Here is a 16,894-nt window from a genome sequence, read left to right on the forward strand (position 1 = left end):
CGCAAACCAGCAGAAGAGAGGTCACCAACATGAAATTCACATCAGCAATCGCCGCCGGGTTCAGCCTGGCCCTGGCAACCGCCGCCTCCGCGGCAGAGGTCGAATGGAAGATGACCGCCGCCGTCGGAGAGGGCTCCTTCCTTTACCAGAACTTCATGGAGCGTTTTGCCGGCAACGTTGAAACCCTGACCCAAGGCCGGGTGGAGATCCAGCCGTTCGGCGCAGGCGTTCTGGTGCCTGCCTTCAAAGCGCATGAAGCGGTGCAGGAGGGCATCGTCGAGGCCGGCCATTCCACCCCCTCCTATCTGGTCAACCAGGACCCGACCAATGCGATCTTTGCCAGCTTCCCCGGCGGCATGTCGCCTGAGGCCACCCTGCACTGGATCTACGAGGGCGGCGGCGAGAAGCTGCTGCAGGACTTCCGCCGCGAGGAAATGGGGCTGCACAGCCTGGTCGTCGGCATCGGCACCTCAGAAGTGATGGCCCATTCCAACGTCGAGATCAAAACCGTCGAGGACCTGAAGGGCGTGAAATACCGAACCTCCGGCGCCTTTGCCGCGGTGATGAAGGATGATTTCGGCGGCGTGCCGACTGTGGTGCCGGGCAACGAGATCTACACTCTGCTGCAGCGCAAGGGCGTTGATGCCATCGAATGGTCCACCCCCGGCGCCAATTTCTCCGAAGGCTTCCACGAGGTCGCGCCCTACATGATCATGCCCGGCGTGCATCAGCCCTCCTTCCTGTGGGAGGTGTTCGTCAAGGCTGAGACCTGGGACGCGCTGCCCGAAGACCTGCAGGGGCTGATCGAAGCCTCCGCGCGCCTGTCGACCTATGAAGGCTACACCCGGCTTGGCGACGCCGACATCAAGGCGATGGCCGACTACCGCAAGACCAAGGTGCAGATGGTCCAGATGGAGCACGCCGAATCCGAGAAGCTGCGCGAGGCGGGCCGCAACTGGGCGCGTGCCCGTGCTGCTGAACTCTCAGACGGCGGCAACGCCCGGATGCAGGAGGTTCTGGACAGCTACCTCGCCTACCAGGCCAGCTGGGCCGAAAACTCCGTCTACCTGGTGCGCGACGCCGCAGAATAACCCTTTGCGCGGGCCGGGCGCATCCGGCCCGCGCCTCCCTGCCCGGAGGTTTCCATGCAATTCTTCAGAACCGGCGTTGAAGGGCTATCGGCCCTCTTGGGCGCGGTTGGCCAACTGACCATCCTCGCCATGATCGCAGCCATGCTTTACGAGGTCGTTGCCCGCTATGCCTTTGGCGCGCCGACGCTCTGGGCCTTTGACATTTCCTACATGCTGAACGGCTCCATCGTGTTCCTGGGCGCGGCCTATTCGCTGCGCAAGGAGGCGCATGTGCGGATCGACTTCCTGTCGCAGAAATTCCCGCTGCGGGTCCAGCAACTGCTGAATGCCGCGGTCTATGCGCTGCTGATGGCGCCCATCACCGGCGCGCTGACCTGGGTGGCCGCCTCCAAGGCGCTGAAGGCGTTCCAGACCGGCGAGGTGGAAACCGTCAGCCCCTGGGCACCCCTGATGTGGCCGTTCTATTCGGTGATTGCCCTCGGCCTCTTTGCCTTTTGCCTGCAGTTCCTGCTGGAGGCGCTTTTGTATCTGCGCGGCGAGAAGACACCGGGGCAAGGCCCCGACGATCACCACAGCGCGGCGGAGACCTGATTTATGATCCCCCTTCTAATGTTTGCCGCCCTGTTCGCGCTGGTCTTTGCCGGCATCCCGGTGGCGTTTTCGATGATGATCGTCGCCGTTGCCTTTGGCTATTCGGTCTTTGGCGACATGCTGTTTCTGCAGCTTTACGGCCCGCTCTTGCACACCGCGTCCAACTTCGTGCTGGCGGCGATCCCGCTGTTCATCTTCATGGGCGCGGTGCTGGAACGTTCCGGCATTGCCAAGCGGCTGTTTTACGCGCTGCAGATCTGGCTGGGCGGGTTGCCCGGCGGGCTGGCGCTGTCAACCATCGCCATGTGCGCGATCTTTGCCGCCGCCTCTGGTGTCGTCGGCGCGGTGGAGATTGTGGTCGGGCTGATGGCGATCCCCGCGATGCGCGCGGCAGGTTACAAGAATGACCTCATTGCCGGCACCATATGCGCCGGTGGCTCGCTCGGCACCATCATCCCGCCTTCCGTGATCGTGGTGGTCTATGCCTCCATCGCGCAGCTGTCGATCGGGCAGTTGTTTGCCGCCTCGGTCCTGCCCGGCGTGCTGATGGTGGTGTTCTTCGTCGGCTATGTGCTGCTGCGCAGCCTGCGCAGCCCGCAGGACGCACCAGTGCTGCCGGCCGAGGGCCGCGCCATGCCGATGGGGCAGAAGCTGAAGATCACCTTCACCGCGCTGGTGCCACCGCTGATGCTGATCGCGATGGTACTAGGCTCGCTGCTGGCGGGTGCTGCTTCCGCAACCGAGGCCGCCGCCGTGGGCGCTGCCGGCACGCTGGTGCTGACGCTCCTGTTCCGCGAACTCACCTTCACCATGCTGCGCGAGGCCCTGGGTGTCACCCTGCGCATTACCGCGATGATCATGCTGATCGTGGCGGGCGGCACCATGTTCACCTCGATCTTTGCCGTCACTGGCGGCGGCGGGCTGGTGCGCGACACGGTGGAGGTGATCGGTTATGGCAATGCGGGGCTGATCACCTTCCTGCTGCTGGTCGTGTTCTTTGCCGGCTTTGTGCTGGACTGGGTGTCGATCGTGCTGATCTTCGTGCCAATCTTCGCGCCGCTTGTGCGCGGCGCCGGAGTTGATCCGGTGTGGTTTGCGATGCTGGTGCTGGTGGTGATCCAAACATCCTATCTGACGCCGCCAATGGCGCCCTCGATCTTCTACCTGCGCTCCATCGCGCCCAAGGACATGACCTACGGCCACATGTACCGAGGGGTGCTGCCCTTTGTGGCCGCACAAGGCCTGGTGCTGGTGGCGCTCCTGCTGGTGCCGGAGCTGGCAACCTGGCTGCCCTCCCTGCTCGTCGGCCTGTAAGGGATCCAGCATGACCGCGAAAGAGACGGACGATATCCTAGTGCTCGGCGCCGGCATCATCGGCCTCAGCGCGGCACTGGAGTTGCAGAAACAGGGCCGCCGCGTGCGTATCCTCGACCGCAAGGGCGTCGCGGCTGAGGCCTCCGCCGCCAGCGCCGGCGCCTTTGCCTTTACTGACATCGTGCCGCTAGCAACGCCGGGCATCATGCGCAAGGCGCCCAAGTGGCTGCTGGATCCGCTGGGGCCGCTGTCGGTGCCGCCCGCCTATGCGCTGCAGATCGCACCCTGGATGCTGCGGTTCTGGCGCGCCAGCTGGCGCAGCCGCTACCAGGCGGCGCTGGCGGCGCAGGTACAGCTGATGCAGCACTCCCGCGCCGCACTGGAGCGCCAGATCGCAGACGTGGACGGCGAGCCGCTGATGCAGCGTGAGGGGCAGCTGCAGCTTTACGAGGGCGAGGCAGCCTTCCGCGCTGCCCTTCCCGACTGGGAGCTGCGGCGCGCGCACGGCATCCGCTTCGACCTGCTGCACAGCCCGGAGACGATTGCGGATATCCAGCCTGGGCTGGCGGCGCGCTTCACCCATGCCGCATTCACCCCCGACTGGATGAATACGGTGAACCCCAAGCACTGGGCCGAACATCTGGCGCAGGCCTTCCTGGCCCGCGGAGGCAGAATAGACACCGCCAAGGTGACCGCACTGCGGACTGAAGACGGGCAGACCGTCGCCCAGACCAAGGAGGGCCCGGTCTCCGCTGCCCACATCGTGGTCGCCTGCGGAGCCTGGTCGCACCACCTGGCCCGCACGCTTGGTGAACACATCCCGCTGGAAACCGAACGCGGTTACAACACTACCCTGCCCCCCGGAGCCTTTGGCCTGCGCACCCATCTGACCTTCCCCGCGCATGGCTTTGTCGTCAGCCGGATCAGCGGTGGCGTGCGGGTGGGCGGCGCGGTTGAACTGGGCGGGTTGAAGCTGCCGCCCAACTACCGCCGGGCGGACATCCTGCTGCAAAAGGCCAGCCAATTCCTGCCGGACCTCGACACATCGGGCGGCAGCCAGTGGATGGGCTTTCGCCCCTCGATGCCCGACAGCCTGCCGGTGATCAGCCGCTCCGCCCGCGCGCCCAGTGTGATCTATGTCTTCGGCCACGGCCATCTGGGCTTGACCCAGGCCGCCGGCACCGCAGAACTGGTGGCGGACCTGACCCTGAACCGCCCGCCGGCGCTGCCGATGCAGCCCTACGCGGCCACAAGGTTCTGAGCCTTAGAAAGGAAGCTTAGATGCGCAGCAGCAAGACCATCCACGTGATCTCCGCCCATGCGGAGGGCGAGGTGGGGGATGTCATCGTCGGCGGTGTCGCGCCGCCGCCGGGCGAGACGTTGTGGGAACAGCGCGCTTTCATAGACCGGGACCAGACTTTGCGGAACTTCGTTCTGAATGAACCCCGCGGAGGCGTATTCCGTCATGTGAACCTGCTGGTGCCGCCCAAGCATCCGGAGGCCGACATGGGCTTCATCATCATGGAGCCGGAATACACCCCGCCGATGTCCGGCTCCAACTCGATCTGCGTGTCCACCGTTCTGCTGGACGGGGGCATCCTGCCGATGCAGGAGCCGGAAACCCGCCTGGTGCTGGAGGCCCCCGGCGGGCTGGTGCGGGTGCGCGCAGAATGCAAGGCCGGCAAGGCGGAGCGGATCTTCGTTCAGAACGTTCCGAGCTTTGCCGGCGAACTGGACGCAGCACTGGACGTGCCGGGTATCGGCACGCTGACCGTCGACACCGCTTATGGCGGCGACAGTTTTGTGGTGGTGCAGGCCGTGGATCTAGGGGTGGAGATTGCGGAGGAGAACGCCAAGAAGATCGCCCGGCTGGGCACCCGCATCCTGGACGCTGCCAACGCACAGCTGGGTTTCACCCACCCGGAGAACCCGGACTGGACCCACATCTCCTTCTGCGCGTTTTGCGGACCGTTGGAGGAAACTGAAACCGGCTTGCGCAGCCGCTCCGCCGTGGCAATCCAGCCGGGCAAGGTGGACCGCTCCCCCACCGGCACCGCGGTTTCAGCCCGCATGGCGCTGATGCTGGAAAAGGGGCAGATGACTGAGAACCAGACGTTTGAGGCAGTCTCCATCATCGGCTCCCGTTTCACCGGACGTATTGTGGAGCAAACCACGGTGGGCGGACGCGCAGCCATCGTGCCGGAACTCAGCGGCCGCGGCTGGATCACCGGCATCCACCAGCACATGCTGGACCCGGACGACCCCTGGCCCGGCGGCTACCGCCTTAGCGATACTTGGGGCGCATGACGGGGCCGGGTTTTGGATACAAAAACCGGCTGCTGGGCTGCAACACCTGCAGACTGTGCGAAATCCGGCCAATTGCTTGAAGAGAACGAACAGACCCGCTAGCGTATCCAAAATACGAACAACAGGTTTGACGAGGCTCTCATGGCAGGAAAACGCGCCGTTACCCGCAGCTCCCTCCCGGAGGTGATTGCCAACGACCTGCGTGAACGCATCCTGAGTGGCGAGCTGGCAGAGGGCGAAACCATCCGGCAGGAAGCCTTGGCAGAGGAGTACGATGTCTCCCGCATGCCGATCCGCGAGGCGCTGAAACGGCTGGACGCCGAAGGGCTGGTGCAGTTCACCAACAACCGCGGCGCCTCTGTCACCAAGCACTCGCTACGCGAAATCGCGGAGATCTTCGACCTGCGCATCCTTCTGGAGGTGGACCTGTTCCGCCGCGCGATCCCCGCGATGACCACCAGGGACTTCACCCGCTGCGGCCAGATCCTGGATGACATGGACGCCTCCTATGATGCCAATGACGTCGCCAAATGGGGCGCGCTCAACCACAAATACCACTCGGCGCTTTATGCCGCCGCGGACCGCAAGCTGACCAACGAAGTGCTGCAAGGCATCAGCCTGCATTGCGACCGTTTTGTGCGGATGCACCTCAGTGTGATGAAACAGCGCGAGCCCGCCAAGAAGGAGCACCGCGACCTTCTGGACTTGGCCCAGGCCCGCGATGCCGAGGGCGCCTGCGCGGCGCTGTCCCATCACATCTCCCGCACCAAGGAAGAGCTCTTGTCGCTGGTCGCAGAACACCGCGCAACGGCTGACAGTTAACCAGCGTTGTTGCATTACCCACGCGTGAGAGGTGACTTCCCCTTCCCCCGTTGACGTCATGACACGCGTTGGATCTCGGCGGTGCCGAGGGCCGGGAAACGGTTCATGAGGGCTATGCGGATGTGGATATCGGCGGTCTGGCGGCCGGGGTCTCTGGCAGCGATGCGTTCTCCGAAGGCTTCCAGGCAGCGCATCTTCGCTTCGATCCGGCTTCGGGCGTGATAGCCCGTCCAGCGCTTCCAGAAGGCCCGGCCATAGTATCGGGTGGCGCGCAGGGTTTCGTTGCGGACGCATGCTGCCGGGCAGTCTTCCTTCCACAATCGACCATTCTTGCGGATCGGAATGACCGGGACGGCGCCGCGCGCGAGGATCGCGCTGTGGCACCGGCGCGTGTCATAGGCTCCATCCACTGCCCGGCAGGCGATTGCGAAGCAATCTGCCGGGAGGGGGCGGTCACCGTACCGATCTGCTCGCCCTCTGGGATCTGGCCGAGCAGGTCCGGCAGGACGGGGCTGCCGCCGTCTCGGCTGGGGGTGAACTCGACTGCGCGGATGTCGGATGTGGCCGTGTCCATGGCCAAATGCACTTTGCGCCCCTCTCATTGATTGCTTTGCAATCAACTGCCGGGCAGTGATTGGCGGCGGCCCTGAACACCATGCTTGCGGGCCTGCCACTCGCCATCGCCGAGGAACTTGATCCCGGTACTGTCCACGAGCAGGTTCAGCGGGCCATCCGCGCGGCGATAGGGAATCTGAACCGCCAAGGTTTTCTGCCTGCGGCACAAGGTGGAGAAGTCCGGTACAGGCCAGTCCAGCCCCGCTAACCGGAGCAGGCTGGCTACCATCCCTACGGTCTGGCGCAACGGCAGCTTGAACAGGATTTTGATCGATAGGCAGAACTGAATAGCCGCATCGGAAAAAACCGACGGACGTCCGGGCCGCCCGTCATGCGGCGCGTGCCGGGTCATGTCCTTGTCCACCCAGATCAGCAGAGACCCACGCTTGCGCAGCGCCGCGTTGCAGTTGGAGCAGTTCGTCGTACGATAGCGGGTGGGAAGTGGCTTGCTCATGCAGTCCGTGTAACCGCATGGATTCGCGAAGTGAATCCTACGGCGTCAGGATGTGCAACAACGCCGTTCAACACTCTCATATCGAGGCACTAAGAGCGGAAGAATGGCAAAAGTCGGGTCGACAAGTATGCGGAAGGTAGTGCGTCACCAAGACGAAAGCTGGTGGCGGTGGCTTTCACGTGCCGCAAACCGGCGTAAACGGTGACGCACCCGGCTTCGTCATTCTCAGAACAGCCAAGATCAAAACTCTCGGCAACATGAGTGGCAGCCTGCAGCACACATTCCGCGAGCGCGAAACGCCCAACGCTGATGAAGCGCGGCTCCCCCAGAACCAGGTTGTTAACCGTCCATGGAGTATTGAAGAGCAGGAAGTTGTCCTTTCTCACGCCAAGCCACATGTTCGGGTCGCGCTGGCCCTAATGATGAACACCGGCCTTGATCCGTCCGATGCACTGAAACTACGTAAAGACCAGATCGACGGAAACACCATTTGGGGTGTGCGCGGTAAGACGGGTGAGGAAATAGCGATACCGATCAGTCCTACCTTACAGGCTGCGTTAAATCGCATCCCAGAACATGAAGCCGAGACAGTTCTAGGCAACTCACGCGGTGAGGCGTGGACCTACAACGGGTTTTCGACAGTATGGCATCGTTTCAAGACCGCTCTGGAAAAGGAAGAGTTGATTGCGTCCGGCCTTACGCTCAAGGGTCTGCGGCACACCGTAGCGACCACCTTGCGCGAGGCAGGATTGGATGAGCGCCGTATTGCAGACCTTCTGGGACAGAAGACACCATCAATGGCGCGGCACTATTCGCGGTCAGCGAATCTTGCCGACAAAAATCGCGAGACTATGGCAACACTGGAAAAAGAAATCGAAAGACGCACGAAGACTGTCAAACCTTCTGAGAAAAGCGTCAAACCTGACCAGAACGAGGACAAAGCGTGATGGAAATACCTAACAAAAACATCTTGTTAAGTGGTGCCCGGGGGCGGAATCGAACCACCGACACGAGGATTTTCAATCTCATTACCAATAATGAAATCAAATAGTTACGTGTAAGTGTCGAATTATGTGCCTAACTTCTAAATCCCACCGAACAACTTCAGATTAAGAAATTGAAATCAAACAATATTTCATGAGGTCACGCACATCCAAAATCAAACAAGCAAGCCTTGGTGTAATATCTACTGCAGCTTCCGAAGCAAAACTTCACGAGCAATTCTAGCACCGTTTTCCCATGCCTGAACCGTTTCTCGACGTCGTTGGGATTTCTTTTCGCCTGATGGGCCATGAATGATCGCTGATCGAACCTCGTAAAAGTGCTTCACCTCTGCCTTCAGACGTTCTCTTTCCTCTTCACTCTGACCAAGGAGCTCGGCGATCTCATTTTGAAGAAAGTTGCTGATGCCTCTGCCCGGCGGTTGGAACATGCGCTCGAAAACAATTGCCAAATCCAAAACCCTGTCGTGAGCAGCAAAACGACCGTCTCGGCTATATGCTTCTGCTAAGCGATATACCTCTGACGCGAGGTCAGCATATGCTGTCTCACTCTTACGGGAAAACAGCAGTTTGGCGTCCTCAACTCGTTTGGGGCATGCCAGTTGGACTTTTGCAAATGGATCGAACAGGTGACTAATCGAGCGCCCCTTTGGGGTCATGTTTGGGTGGTAAGAGTTGCCAAGTAGATTAGCCGCTGTCAGCGAAACACAGCCTTCCAGTGTCCGCATCCAAGACACTCTTGTGCCAAGCGATACCGCTAGCAGGTTTGCAAACTCTTCCACCCAGCGATGAAACAACGGTGCTGGGGTTCGCGGCTCGGAATGCCAATGCGAATGCTTAGGCCGTATCTTGGGTTTCCAAATGAATTTGCGAACCACACCAAAAATACTCTCGGTGCGCCCGCGTTCAATATGTTCGGGAGCAACGTCTGTGAGCCAAGCCGGATCAACGTAGTCCGATAGATTAGAGAAAGGGATAAGCGAATATCCTTCCCCTAAATCGACCTCGGAATCGATATGAACACCGTGGAAAAGAGCAATGTCCATTCCAACATTTAGACCAGTTTGAAGCGCTGAAAACTTCCTGTCAGGTAACAGAAGCAAGGAATTCAGTTTCGCCGCCGTCTCCTGAAAATCAGCCTCTGAATGGTTATCGCGATTGGCCATCTGCCCAACGATCAAACCGCTTAGGCTGGTAAGAGTGCTTCCATTCAGAATGCCCATGTGAAAGTCGTCGTTGCCTGTGCGGATACCCAGTGCGGAACCGAGACGCGGATGTCCTCGCAAGACGCCCCTCACGGGATCCAAGGCCGCTCGAAGAGGTTGATAGAATTGGTCTTGCCTCTTATCGAACCGATGCAGAACATCTTGATAGAGCATTAGCAGATCATCGCTTGGAAACGGCGTTTCATCTCGACCGTTCCAAGACACTTGGGTCGGATAACCGTTTGCCTGCCAGTAGCGGTCCAGAAACGGTTTTTGAACCTTACGGAGGTTCTCGAGAGCATCTGACAGGCGCGCCTCCCAAGCTCTTCCGTTGAACTGATCTGAAATCAATGGAACCTCATTCGATTAAGCAAGCCTGAACAGCTCGTCATCCAAGGTTTCGCCGATACCTGAGCCGACTCTGCCTCAAGCACAATTAAGCAAAGGTGCAGCCCTCTAAACCAGACTTCGATTTACCCCACAGCAATCCTAAGGGGAGCAAGCCGGACAGGACTTCGCGCGATCAACATTCTTGTAAGGAATGCAGATTGTCATTGATGGATCTATCTGCGCCGTACGCAGATCTCGCGAATAATCCTCGGAAAAGTACGCACACGCATGGGCGGCAGCAAGGGCTGCTGCCTGCATTGATGCCGGAACCGCATAAGGAACGAATGCGCCTTGAGCGCAGGGCCGAATGACTGTGGTTGTTCCGTTGGCATCCGGTTTGAGTGGATTGAAACGCCAGCCATCCTCAAATCGGGGTTTGAGACAGCGGTAGCAAGCGCTTCCTCGTTTCCAACGAGCCAGATAGCTCTGGGCAGCGAGGCCGTTACCAAAAAGCATAGCAAAAAGAGTCGGCGGAAAGTTGCCCTGTTCGTTCAATACTCCAAGGGCAAAAGCATTGAGAGCATCAGAAAACTGCTCATCGCCGGTAGCATCGATTACGAGGTCATAGCCAGTGAGTCGATCAAAGGCTTTTTGAGCCTGCTCCTCAAGCACATCGAGGCGTGCATCCGGAAAATCGATCCCAAGTTGATCCGCAAGCGCGACGGCTTTGTTCTTCCAGAGATGGCGAGCCCCCAAGGCATGACGCCCGAGGTTTTCTGGTTTGAGGTCATCATTGTCGATCAGAAGCAGGTTCGATTCCTGCCCCGCACCAAGTTGCACAAGTGCGCGGGCAAGATAGCCGCCAATGGTACCGCAGCCGATTAGGGCCAGCCGCCGGGTTGAGAGCGGCGCGAGCCCATCCAGATTCCGTGCGGTGATCTCTTCCTGGGAAGCAGGTACACAATGGAAAGTTTTAAGAGGAACCCGGTGCGCTTCGTTCTTCCACATTCCCGGAATAGCAGATGGTCGGAAGCCGCTTTCCTCAGACTTCTTGATGAGTGGGGTCTTCTCTGCCCTGAACCCGATAAGAGCATTCGAGGCCGCGATCATGAGCGCAGGCCGCCCTTTGGCAGCACCTATGGCGATATCAATCAAAGACCGATAGCTGCCTACTTGCGGCCCCAGCCAGTCCGTCGCGCCCTTCAGGGTTAGCGCCCCTTCTGAGGGCGGGCGGATCGCATCAAGTGCGTGCACGACTGGCGCTTCAAACGTCTTGGTAAATGTCCCACCCGATTTGCCCACCCAAGCGTTCAGGCGGTCTTCGCTCGCCCCTGCGATCAGGATTTGAGGGTCTTCATCAAAGCTACATACGCCAAAGACCATGTGATTGAGATGCTGCGGCTCATCAATCAGACAATAGGGTGTGGTGCTCCAATATGCAGCAAGCTCGGCCATATAGGCGGCGCTAGGATTGCCGTGCAGCAAACTGCTTAGCGTCGCCCGAACCTGCTCAAGGCATGAAGAAACACTTCGATCCGGCTGATAGCGGTCCAGCAAGAAGGTCGCCTTGTCAGCATAGCAGAGCGAGCCATCGCTCACCATGTGGGCTTTGAGCCGTTTGGGCAGCGACTCGCGCTTCAAAACGCGGATTTTCGGGAGGTCCAGAAACTCATAATCACCGATCTCAATTTCCAGCAATACTGGAATCGAACCGACATCGATCTGTCCTTGATAGCGGTCCCTTCCTGCGCCCGGCACAAGGGAAAACCCTTGCGCTGCGAGAGCATCACGCACGCGTTTCCAACTCTCCATCAGCCGGACGTGGTGCGTGTCGTCATCTTGAGCGGCGCGGTCGAGGTGATCGCTACTGGGGCGGCAACCTCCGGCACTTTGGAGTGGGCTTTCACGAGATCTGGACGGTTCGGAACGCGCCCGCCCAAGGAATCTCGAAGCCGTTTCACTGTCAGCTCTTGATGATAATGTCCGTTCAAAGCAGTGCCCACCGTCTCGTACAGCGTATTGGCGGCATTCTGATAGCGCGCGCGGTCGAGATCATCCCAGTCATTTAGGGCGCTCGGCACATCGAGAACAGGATTCAAAATTGGCCCGCTCATGAGCTCGGGCAGCGCGCCTGCTACTTGATGAAAGGCTAGGTCGTCGCGTCCCTCATCCGCGTGGACAATGCCTTCACGATAGCAATTGGCAATGCAGACCATTAGGGCCACCGAAGAGGGGCCGCTCTTCTCAAAGGCGAAATCGCGCCAGCCTTTGAAGTATCGGCTCTGGCGTCGAAGCTGCGGCCCATACCGGGAAAATTGTTCTTCGAACCAGTCATGAAGGGCGCGCGGGTCTGATTGAACCCACCCCTCTTCGCGGTGGGCAAGCATAATGCGATCCGAAGGAACGCGAAGGGTGCGGTGGCGATCCATTAGCGTGAGCATCCGGGATGAGGCCGTGACCAGCGTTTCACCGGTGGCGTCGCGAAGGCTCTTTTCCAGTGTCTCAAACGCATCATCCGGGATCGCGTAGAGCGGGAGGTCGATATGCATCTGCGGGTTCAGCTCGACCCGCACACATGTGTTCTTCACTTTAATGACCCAGCCTTCAGCATCACAAAGCGGCCTAATTGCGTCTTCAACCAGCTCGAAGAACATCTTAGCTGCAAGACCCGGCTCCTGACGGGCTAGGAAGGAGGTCTTCACATAGACGCCGGTATCCCGATCGCATTGCTGGGGCGGCATCAGTGCCGGTTCGACCGCCGTGTCATAGGCCAACCCGCCTTGAAGCAAAAAACGTACTTCGAAGGTCGGCGGGGTCTGCTTAGCAGCGCGATAGGCATCGGTGGCCAGAGCCATCTGCTTCCCAAACTTTACGGCGTTTTGCGCGGCTGCTCGGATGGCGGCGCGAAGTTTCCGGTCTGCCTGCAACAGGGCACGGCGTGTCTTATCGGGCAGTAGGATGGCCTGATGGAAGGAAGCGCTTGTGTTCGCCCCGATAAACAGAGCATGGGCATTCATTGCGGCGGTAACCAAAGAACTGTCCCTTCTTTCGGCTTATCTTGTAGATTTCCTTCAGGTCACCCATATACTTGGGGGTGACCCATAGAAATATCAATACCAGAGGTCGTGCAATTTGGCAAAGTTTGTTCCCTTAAAGTTCTGGGTCACGCTCGCAGTCTATCTTGCCTTGGGGCTGTTGCCGCTTGTTGAACTCGGAATCGGATGGCTGAGCTTGAAGCTGCCGTCGATTGCACCTCTGATTGAGGGGGCAGCAACTACGCGACTGATCGCTTCGCTCGTGTCTGGTGTCATTGCCCTTGTCGTGGTGTCCCAAGGCTGGCGAGTAGTTTGGAAGCTGCCATATATTGGACCAAAACTCAGCCAAGCCGTGTTCTACGATCTCAATGGAGAATGGACCGCAGAGTTGCAGTCGAACTATTCGATAGTCGAGAAAATGAAAGACGCGGCGCAGAGTGAAAGCCTGAGTTTCAATGTGCTCGATGACAAAGATCTACCAGACTTACTTGAAAAGCGCTTTGACGTACGGATTAAGCAAACTTGGTTTAGGACCGATGTCGAATTTCTTCCGAACGAAACCGATCCTTTGCTGGAATCAAAGACTGTTTCCGTTGAGTTCTTCAAGTCTGAGGAGGGAACCAAATCAATGGCTTGGGTCTTCGAAGCCAAGAATAAGCGCGAAAATGCAGTTCGCTTGGCTGCCACTGACGAGCGTGGGTACCACGGTGCGGCAAAATTAAAACTGAGCGAGGATGGTTCTGAGTTGACGGGTGAGTTTTGGCAAAACCGTTCCTGGCATCGCGGCTTGAACGCGGCAGGACTAATCGTTCTGAAACGCAAGAGCTAGTTCGGGCTCAACATGGTCTGAGATTCCAAACAGTCGGCACTAACAGCACGAATGCCCGCTTCTTTTCGTTTTATGCCAAGTACGTTGCAACTTCCGAGAAGATCAACCTCCCATCGTTCTGACCGAGAACCGCTTGCACACCCCAACATCAAAACAGACGCCTTTTGCTCTCCCACGTTAGCTGCTACGACTGCTCTCGACATGGCAGACGCGGCCATGTTGGGGCGTGGAAACCCCTCACGTACTAGGCCGTAAATTCGGCTGAACACCTTTGACCTATGGTCGGGGTGCCTGTGTTATACAACAGGCTCCGGCTAAAGGCACAGGGTCCGTGTACGTGCGGATTTCCAACACCCCGATCACCAGTCAACCGCGAGGGCGCTCGCTGATCGGGGCCGCATGAAGCCAAACATACCTAACACATTTTGCGTATTGGCCACCGATGCAAGGCATCGCGGGCGGGCGCAGGCAGCAGCGTGGGGGAACGTGATTTCATCGCGCCCAACGCTCAACCCCGTTGGCCTCAGCCCGGTTAGCCGTGACCAAGCCCTTACGCTGACTCAGAACATCCCAAAAGTGTTTCGAGCAGCAGCAGACAGACCACCATCAACGGAAAAGCGGATTTCAGAATGACAGACACACCAGAAGACAAGGCCAACACAGACGATCAGGACGACGGCAGCATTATCGATGTTATCAAGCTGATCCTGTTTCTCGGCATCTGCTACGTGATCTATACCGTATTTTTCACCGATCCCCGTGAGGACAAATTTCAGGAACTGGCTTCCGCCCAGGCTCCTGCGGACCAGCACCAGTTCCTTGGCATTGTCGGAGAGGCGGTTGCGGCGGCTGAAGAGGCTGCCAACGAAGCAGCGCAAACTGCTGCATACATTGCTGGAAACAAAAAACTGTGTACCCGCAATCCGTTTGACCGAAAGACAGGCTGGACCGGAATCTTCGACGAAGCTGACCTGACCGACTCGAGCGAAGACATGTACGTCGAGGTCGAAATCGGTTTCGACAACAAAATCAGAGCAGCCGTGCCGAACTGGCTCCGCAAAACTGTTTTGGGTCTCGAGCCAGGAGCGCCGGTCACATTCTCAGGCACTTTTAAGCGGGGCAATATGGACGAAAACCAATGCCTGCGGACGACGTGGTCAGCACTTACGGGCGGCGCGCCGGAATTGACAAACAGGACCTTCCTGTTCGACCTTCGCGACATTACCCCCATCGACCAGTAAATTCACAGACACCAAGGAAATTTCAACATGATCAAGCAGGTACTACTCGCAGGGGTTCTTTCAGCGTTGGCCACCGGGGCCGCCGCAGAGGACTTTTCAATCTCGTTCACATGGGATGGCTTGAAGTCATGCACGTCAGGCAACCCGAACCGCGTAGGAAACCCAGCCTTTGTGGTCAAAGGTCTGCCTGAAGGCACGCAGTATGTCAGGTTTACAATGAAAGACTTGGACGCGCGCTCATACAACCATGGCGGCGGCGTTGTGAAAATGTCAGCAGATGGTACCGTCCCGTCTGGTGCGTTCAAATACAAAAGCCCTTGTCCGCCGAATGGCGTCCATACCTACGAATGGACAGCTGTTGCACGCACTAAAAAATCTGGCGGCACAAAGCTCGGAGTTGCAACTGCGCAGCGCAATTATCCTGAGTAGCCACGCACCACTCAGGCGGCTACGCGCCGCCTGACCTCTCGGCGGCCAACGAGGACAGCCACTACGGCAAGGCGCAGTACCAGTTTGACGATGCTCTGGACGATATCGGATTCCGCTTCGAGACCGATGGGCGCGTCAGGTCTGAGTGTATCGAGGCCGGTACGAACATATCCGGACAGGATCGGTACCTGCTAGGTTGGGCAATGCTGCATCACGATGAGGCAACAAGGCCACCGTAAACCTTGGCAACCTCGCTCTCCCAAGCTCTTTCAAACCAGGTCATATGCGGCTTCACCTGCTGCCTGATCTCCTTGCTGCCTATCACATCAGCAGCTTTGTAGGCGTACTTCAGGAAATTGCGGCGTTTTCCAAGGTGAGTATAGCGGCTGAGCACCTCGCGCTTGAACACGTTGAGCGACGGAATTTCTTTGCCTTTGGCCGCGACAAGTTTCGCATGAATCCCCCGGCGCATCTTGTGTCGGTAAGAGTCGAGGGAAGATGGTCGGATCAGCACCTTATAGCCGTCAAACGTGAACCCCAGGTACTGGATAGCTTTCGCAGAAACGAGTTGACCACCTTGGAAGTGCGCGTGATCGGTTTTGTCGACCGACATGGCAAGGCCGAAGTCGGCCAACATCTTCTCTACAACCGAAACAACGTGATCCACCTTGCTGCCCAGAGGTAGCACAACAGCGATATCGTCCGAGTAACGGCGGTATGACCCCCCGTAGCGACTAACCCACGCCAACATTTCGCGGTCGAATGTTCGCAGGTAAATGTTGGCGTAGAGACCGGAAATGGGCGTGCCTTGGGGGATGCCGAATGTGAAATCGTGCTTTCGGACAAGCCCACCCTTTCGCCCTCTTACATGCTGGACAAAGTCAACCGGGGAGCAAACCCGGCCATGACCGTTTCGTTTCATTCCGAGGACGGCGTCTAAGTCCTCGGTCTCAACCCATGAGTAACGGGTAACATTTTTCCACACTGTCCCATGGTGTCCGTCAAGCCGCGTTTCTCCAAGCAAGCCTGCGACTTCATCTCTCAACAGGGTATGATCAAGGCAATCGAAAAAGCCAGAAATGTCCATTGCTACAACAGTGCAATCCTGGCGGTGTACAATCTCGTCAAACAAGGACTTGGCATGATGGATGTTTGTCCCGCCCCCCTTACGATAGGCAAGAACAGAACCAGATGTCCCGTCTGTGTCCAGCGCCCGCTCGTAAATGGGGTTTAGGTGCTCCGCATAGGCTTGGAGGTAGGCAGCATCGGCGTGTCCTGCAAACCGGATAGGCCTCGGCTTTTCCTTCACCGTTCGAAGGAATTTCCCGTCTGGGTCACGGAGCCATGTGCCATCGGCACCTTTCTGGCGAATGTATCGACGGGCGATATCCGTGAAACCGAGCATTGGCAGGAAACGGTGCGGTTCACTCTCTTGCGTGAAATCAACTGCCAGTTCCCGCTGTTTCTCAGGCAGGGACAGGTCAAAATGCTTGTACCGCCGTTCCTTGGATATGGCTGGCAATACAAAGTCATCGGTCGAAGGATCATACTCGTTCTCGGTAGGCAGGTAAAACCCGGGCATAGCGACTCCGTTCGTCAAATGCCCGGGCTATTTAACCTTGCTCCCATC

At 58.5% G+C, this 16,894-nt stretch carries 14 protein-coding genes and 1 pseudogene; 10 read left to right on the forward strand and 5 right to left on the reverse strand.

Annotated elements, in window-relative coordinates:
- Positions 1 to 29 precede the first annotated feature (29 nt).
- The 6 genes from dctP (at position 30) to AC5STB_RS04885 (ending at position 6,125) form a co-directional block, all read left to right on the forward strand.
- Complete coding sequence (dctP, locus tag AC5STB_RS04860; protein ID WP_495441848.1) at positions 30 to 1,091, forward strand: TRAP transporter substrate-binding protein DctP; 1,062 nt, start codon at positions 30 to 32, stop codon at positions 1,089 to 1,091.
- Between the two features lie 54 nt (positions 1,092 to 1,145).
- Positions 1,146 to 1,682 (forward strand): TRAP transporter small permease subunit, encoded by a 537-nt coding sequence (locus AC5STB_RS04865; protein ID WP_495441849.1) that lies wholly within the window; start codon positions 1,146 to 1,148, stop codon positions 1,680 to 1,682.
- A gap of 3 nt (positions 1,683 to 1,685) precedes the next feature.
- A complete protein-coding gene (locus tag AC5STB_RS04870) occupies positions 1,686 to 2,996 on the forward strand; it encodes a TRAP transporter large permease (RefSeq protein ID WP_495441850.1) in 1,311 nt (436 codons plus the stop codon).
- Positions 2,997 to 3,006: 10 nt separating this feature from the next.
- A complete protein-coding gene (locus AC5STB_RS04875) occupies positions 3,007 to 4,257 on the forward strand; it encodes an NAD(P)/FAD-dependent oxidoreductase (RefSeq protein WP_495441851.1) in 1,251 nt (416 codons plus the stop codon).
- A gap of 20 nt (positions 4,258 to 4,277) precedes the next feature.
- Complete coding sequence (locus AC5STB_RS04880; RefSeq protein ID WP_495441852.1) at positions 4,278 to 5,303, forward strand: trans-3-hydroxy-L-proline dehydratase; 1,026 nt, start codon at positions 4,278 to 4,280, stop codon at positions 5,301 to 5,303.
- A gap of 141 nt (positions 5,304 to 5,444) precedes the next feature.
- Positions 5,445 to 6,125: a GntR family transcriptional regulator gene (locus tag AC5STB_RS04885; RefSeq protein ID WP_495441853.1), complete on the forward strand. Its 681-nt coding sequence runs from the start codon at positions 5,445 to 5,447 to the stop codon at positions 6,123 to 6,125.
- A gap of 56 nt (positions 6,126 to 6,181) precedes the next feature.
- Here AC5STB_RS04885 and AC5STB_RS04890 read toward each other — a convergent pair.
- A pseudogene (locus AC5STB_RS04890) lies at positions 6,182 to 7,194 on the reverse strand (IS5 family transposase).
- 179 nt (positions 7,195 to 7,373) lie between these two features.
- On the opposite strand from AC5STB_RS04890, the gene AC5STB_RS04895 reads away from it, so the two are divergent.
- The gene (locus AC5STB_RS04895; RefSeq protein ID WP_495441854.1) at positions 7,374 to 8,141 is read left to right on the forward strand and encodes a tyrosine-type recombinase/integrase; all 768 of its coding nucleotides are present in this window, start codon (positions 7,374 to 7,376) and stop codon (positions 8,139 to 8,141) included.
- Positions 8,142 to 8,380: 239 nt separating this feature from the next.
- Here the strand turns inward: AC5STB_RS04895 and AC5STB_RS04900 are convergent, their stop codons facing one another.
- The 3 genes from AC5STB_RS04900 to AC5STB_RS04910 form a co-directional block, all read right to left on the reverse strand.
- A complete protein-coding gene (locus AC5STB_RS04900; protein ID WP_495441855.1) occupies positions 8,381 to 9,751 on the reverse strand; it encodes a hypothetical protein in 1,371 nt (456 codons plus the stop codon).
- A 138-nt stretch (positions 9,752 to 9,889) separates the two neighbouring features.
- Positions 9,890 to 11,542, reverse strand: coding sequence for a ThiF family adenylyltransferase (locus tag AC5STB_RS04905; protein WP_495441856.1), 1,653 nt, complete (start codon positions 11,540 to 11,542; stop codon positions 9,890 to 9,892).
- Complete coding sequence (locus AC5STB_RS04910) at positions 11,542 to 12,747, reverse strand: CBASS cGAMP synthase (RefSeq protein WP_495441857.1); 1,206 nt, start codon at positions 12,745 to 12,747, stop codon at positions 11,542 to 11,544. Before AC5STB_RS04910 ends, AC5STB_RS04905 begins: the two co-directional genes overlap by 1 nt.
- A 115-nt stretch (positions 12,748 to 12,862) precedes the next feature.
- Between AC5STB_RS04910 and AC5STB_RS04915 the strand changes: the two genes are divergently transcribed.
- The 3 genes from AC5STB_RS04915 (at position 12,863) to AC5STB_RS04925 (ending at position 15,264) form a co-directional block, all read left to right on the forward strand.
- Entirely contained in the window at positions 12,863 to 13,594 is a 732-nt protein-coding gene (locus AC5STB_RS04915; protein WP_495441858.1) for a hypothetical protein, read from the forward strand.
- A 629-nt stretch (positions 13,595 to 14,223) separates the two neighbouring features.
- Complete coding sequence (locus AC5STB_RS04920) at positions 14,224 to 14,835, forward strand: hypothetical protein (protein WP_495441859.1); 612 nt, start codon at positions 14,224 to 14,226, stop codon at positions 14,833 to 14,835.
- Positions 14,836 to 14,862: 27 nt separating this feature from the next.
- Complete coding sequence (locus AC5STB_RS04925) at positions 14,863 to 15,264, forward strand: YbhB/YbcL family Raf kinase inhibitor-like protein (RefSeq protein ID WP_495441860.1); 402 nt, start codon at positions 14,863 to 14,865, stop codon at positions 15,262 to 15,264.
- A 211-nt stretch (positions 15,265 to 15,475) separates the two neighbouring features.
- Here the strand turns inward: AC5STB_RS04925 and drt2 are convergent, their stop codons facing one another.
- Positions 15,476 to 16,846: an antiviral reverse transcriptase Drt2 gene (drt2, locus tag AC5STB_RS04930; protein ID WP_495441862.1), complete on the reverse strand. Its 1,371-nt coding sequence runs from the start codon at positions 16,844 to 16,846 to the stop codon at positions 15,476 to 15,478.
- Positions 16,847 to 16,894 lie beyond the last annotated feature (48 nt).

This window comes from Leisingera sp. CC-HEC093, assembly GCF_059429195.1.

What these genes read in the sequence shown, in the direction of transcription:
- AC5STB_RS04870 (WP_495441850.1), top strand. Translation starts at nt 1,686, where the DNA reads ATGATCCCCCTTCTAATGTTTGCCGCCCTGTTCGCGCTGGTCTTTGCC.
- AC5STB_RS04920 (WP_495441859.1), top strand. Translation starts at nt 14,224, where the DNA reads ATGACAGACACACCAGAAGACAAGGCCAACACAGACGATCAGGACGAC.
- AC5STB_RS04880 (WP_495441852.1), top strand. Translation starts at nt 4,278, where the DNA reads ATGCGCAGCAGCAAGACCATCCACGTGATCTCCGCCCATGCGGAGGGC.
- AC5STB_RS04925 (WP_495441860.1), top strand. Translation starts at nt 14,863, where the DNA reads ATGATCAAGCAGGTACTACTCGCAGGGGTTCTTTCAGCGTTGGCCACC.
- AC5STB_RS04905 (WP_495441856.1), bottom strand. Translation starts at nt 11,542, where the DNA reads ATGGAGAGTTGGAAACGCGTGCGTGATGCTCTCGCAGCGCAAGGGTTT.
- dctP (WP_495441848.1), top strand. Translation starts at nt 30, where the DNA reads ATGAAATTCACATCAGCAATCGCCGCCGGGTTCAGCCTGGCCCTGGCA.
- drt2 (WP_495441862.1), bottom strand. Translation starts at nt 16,846, where the DNA reads ATGCCCGGGTTTTACCTGCCTACCGAGAACGAGTATGATCCTTCGACC.
- AC5STB_RS04885 (WP_495441853.1), top strand. Translation starts at nt 5,445, where the DNA reads ATGGCAGGAAAACGCGCCGTTACCCGCAGCTCCCTCCCGGAGGTGATT.
- AC5STB_RS04875 (WP_495441851.1), top strand. Translation starts at nt 3,007, where the DNA reads ATGACCGCGAAAGAGACGGACGATATCCTAGTGCTCGGCGCCGGCATC.
- AC5STB_RS04910 (WP_495441857.1), bottom strand. Translation starts at nt 12,747, where the DNA reads ATGAATGCCCATGCTCTGTTTATCGGGGCGAACACAAGCGCTTCCTTC.
- AC5STB_RS04865 (WP_495441849.1), top strand. Translation starts at nt 1,146, where the DNA reads ATGCAATTCTTCAGAACCGGCGTTGAAGGGCTATCGGCCCTCTTGGGC.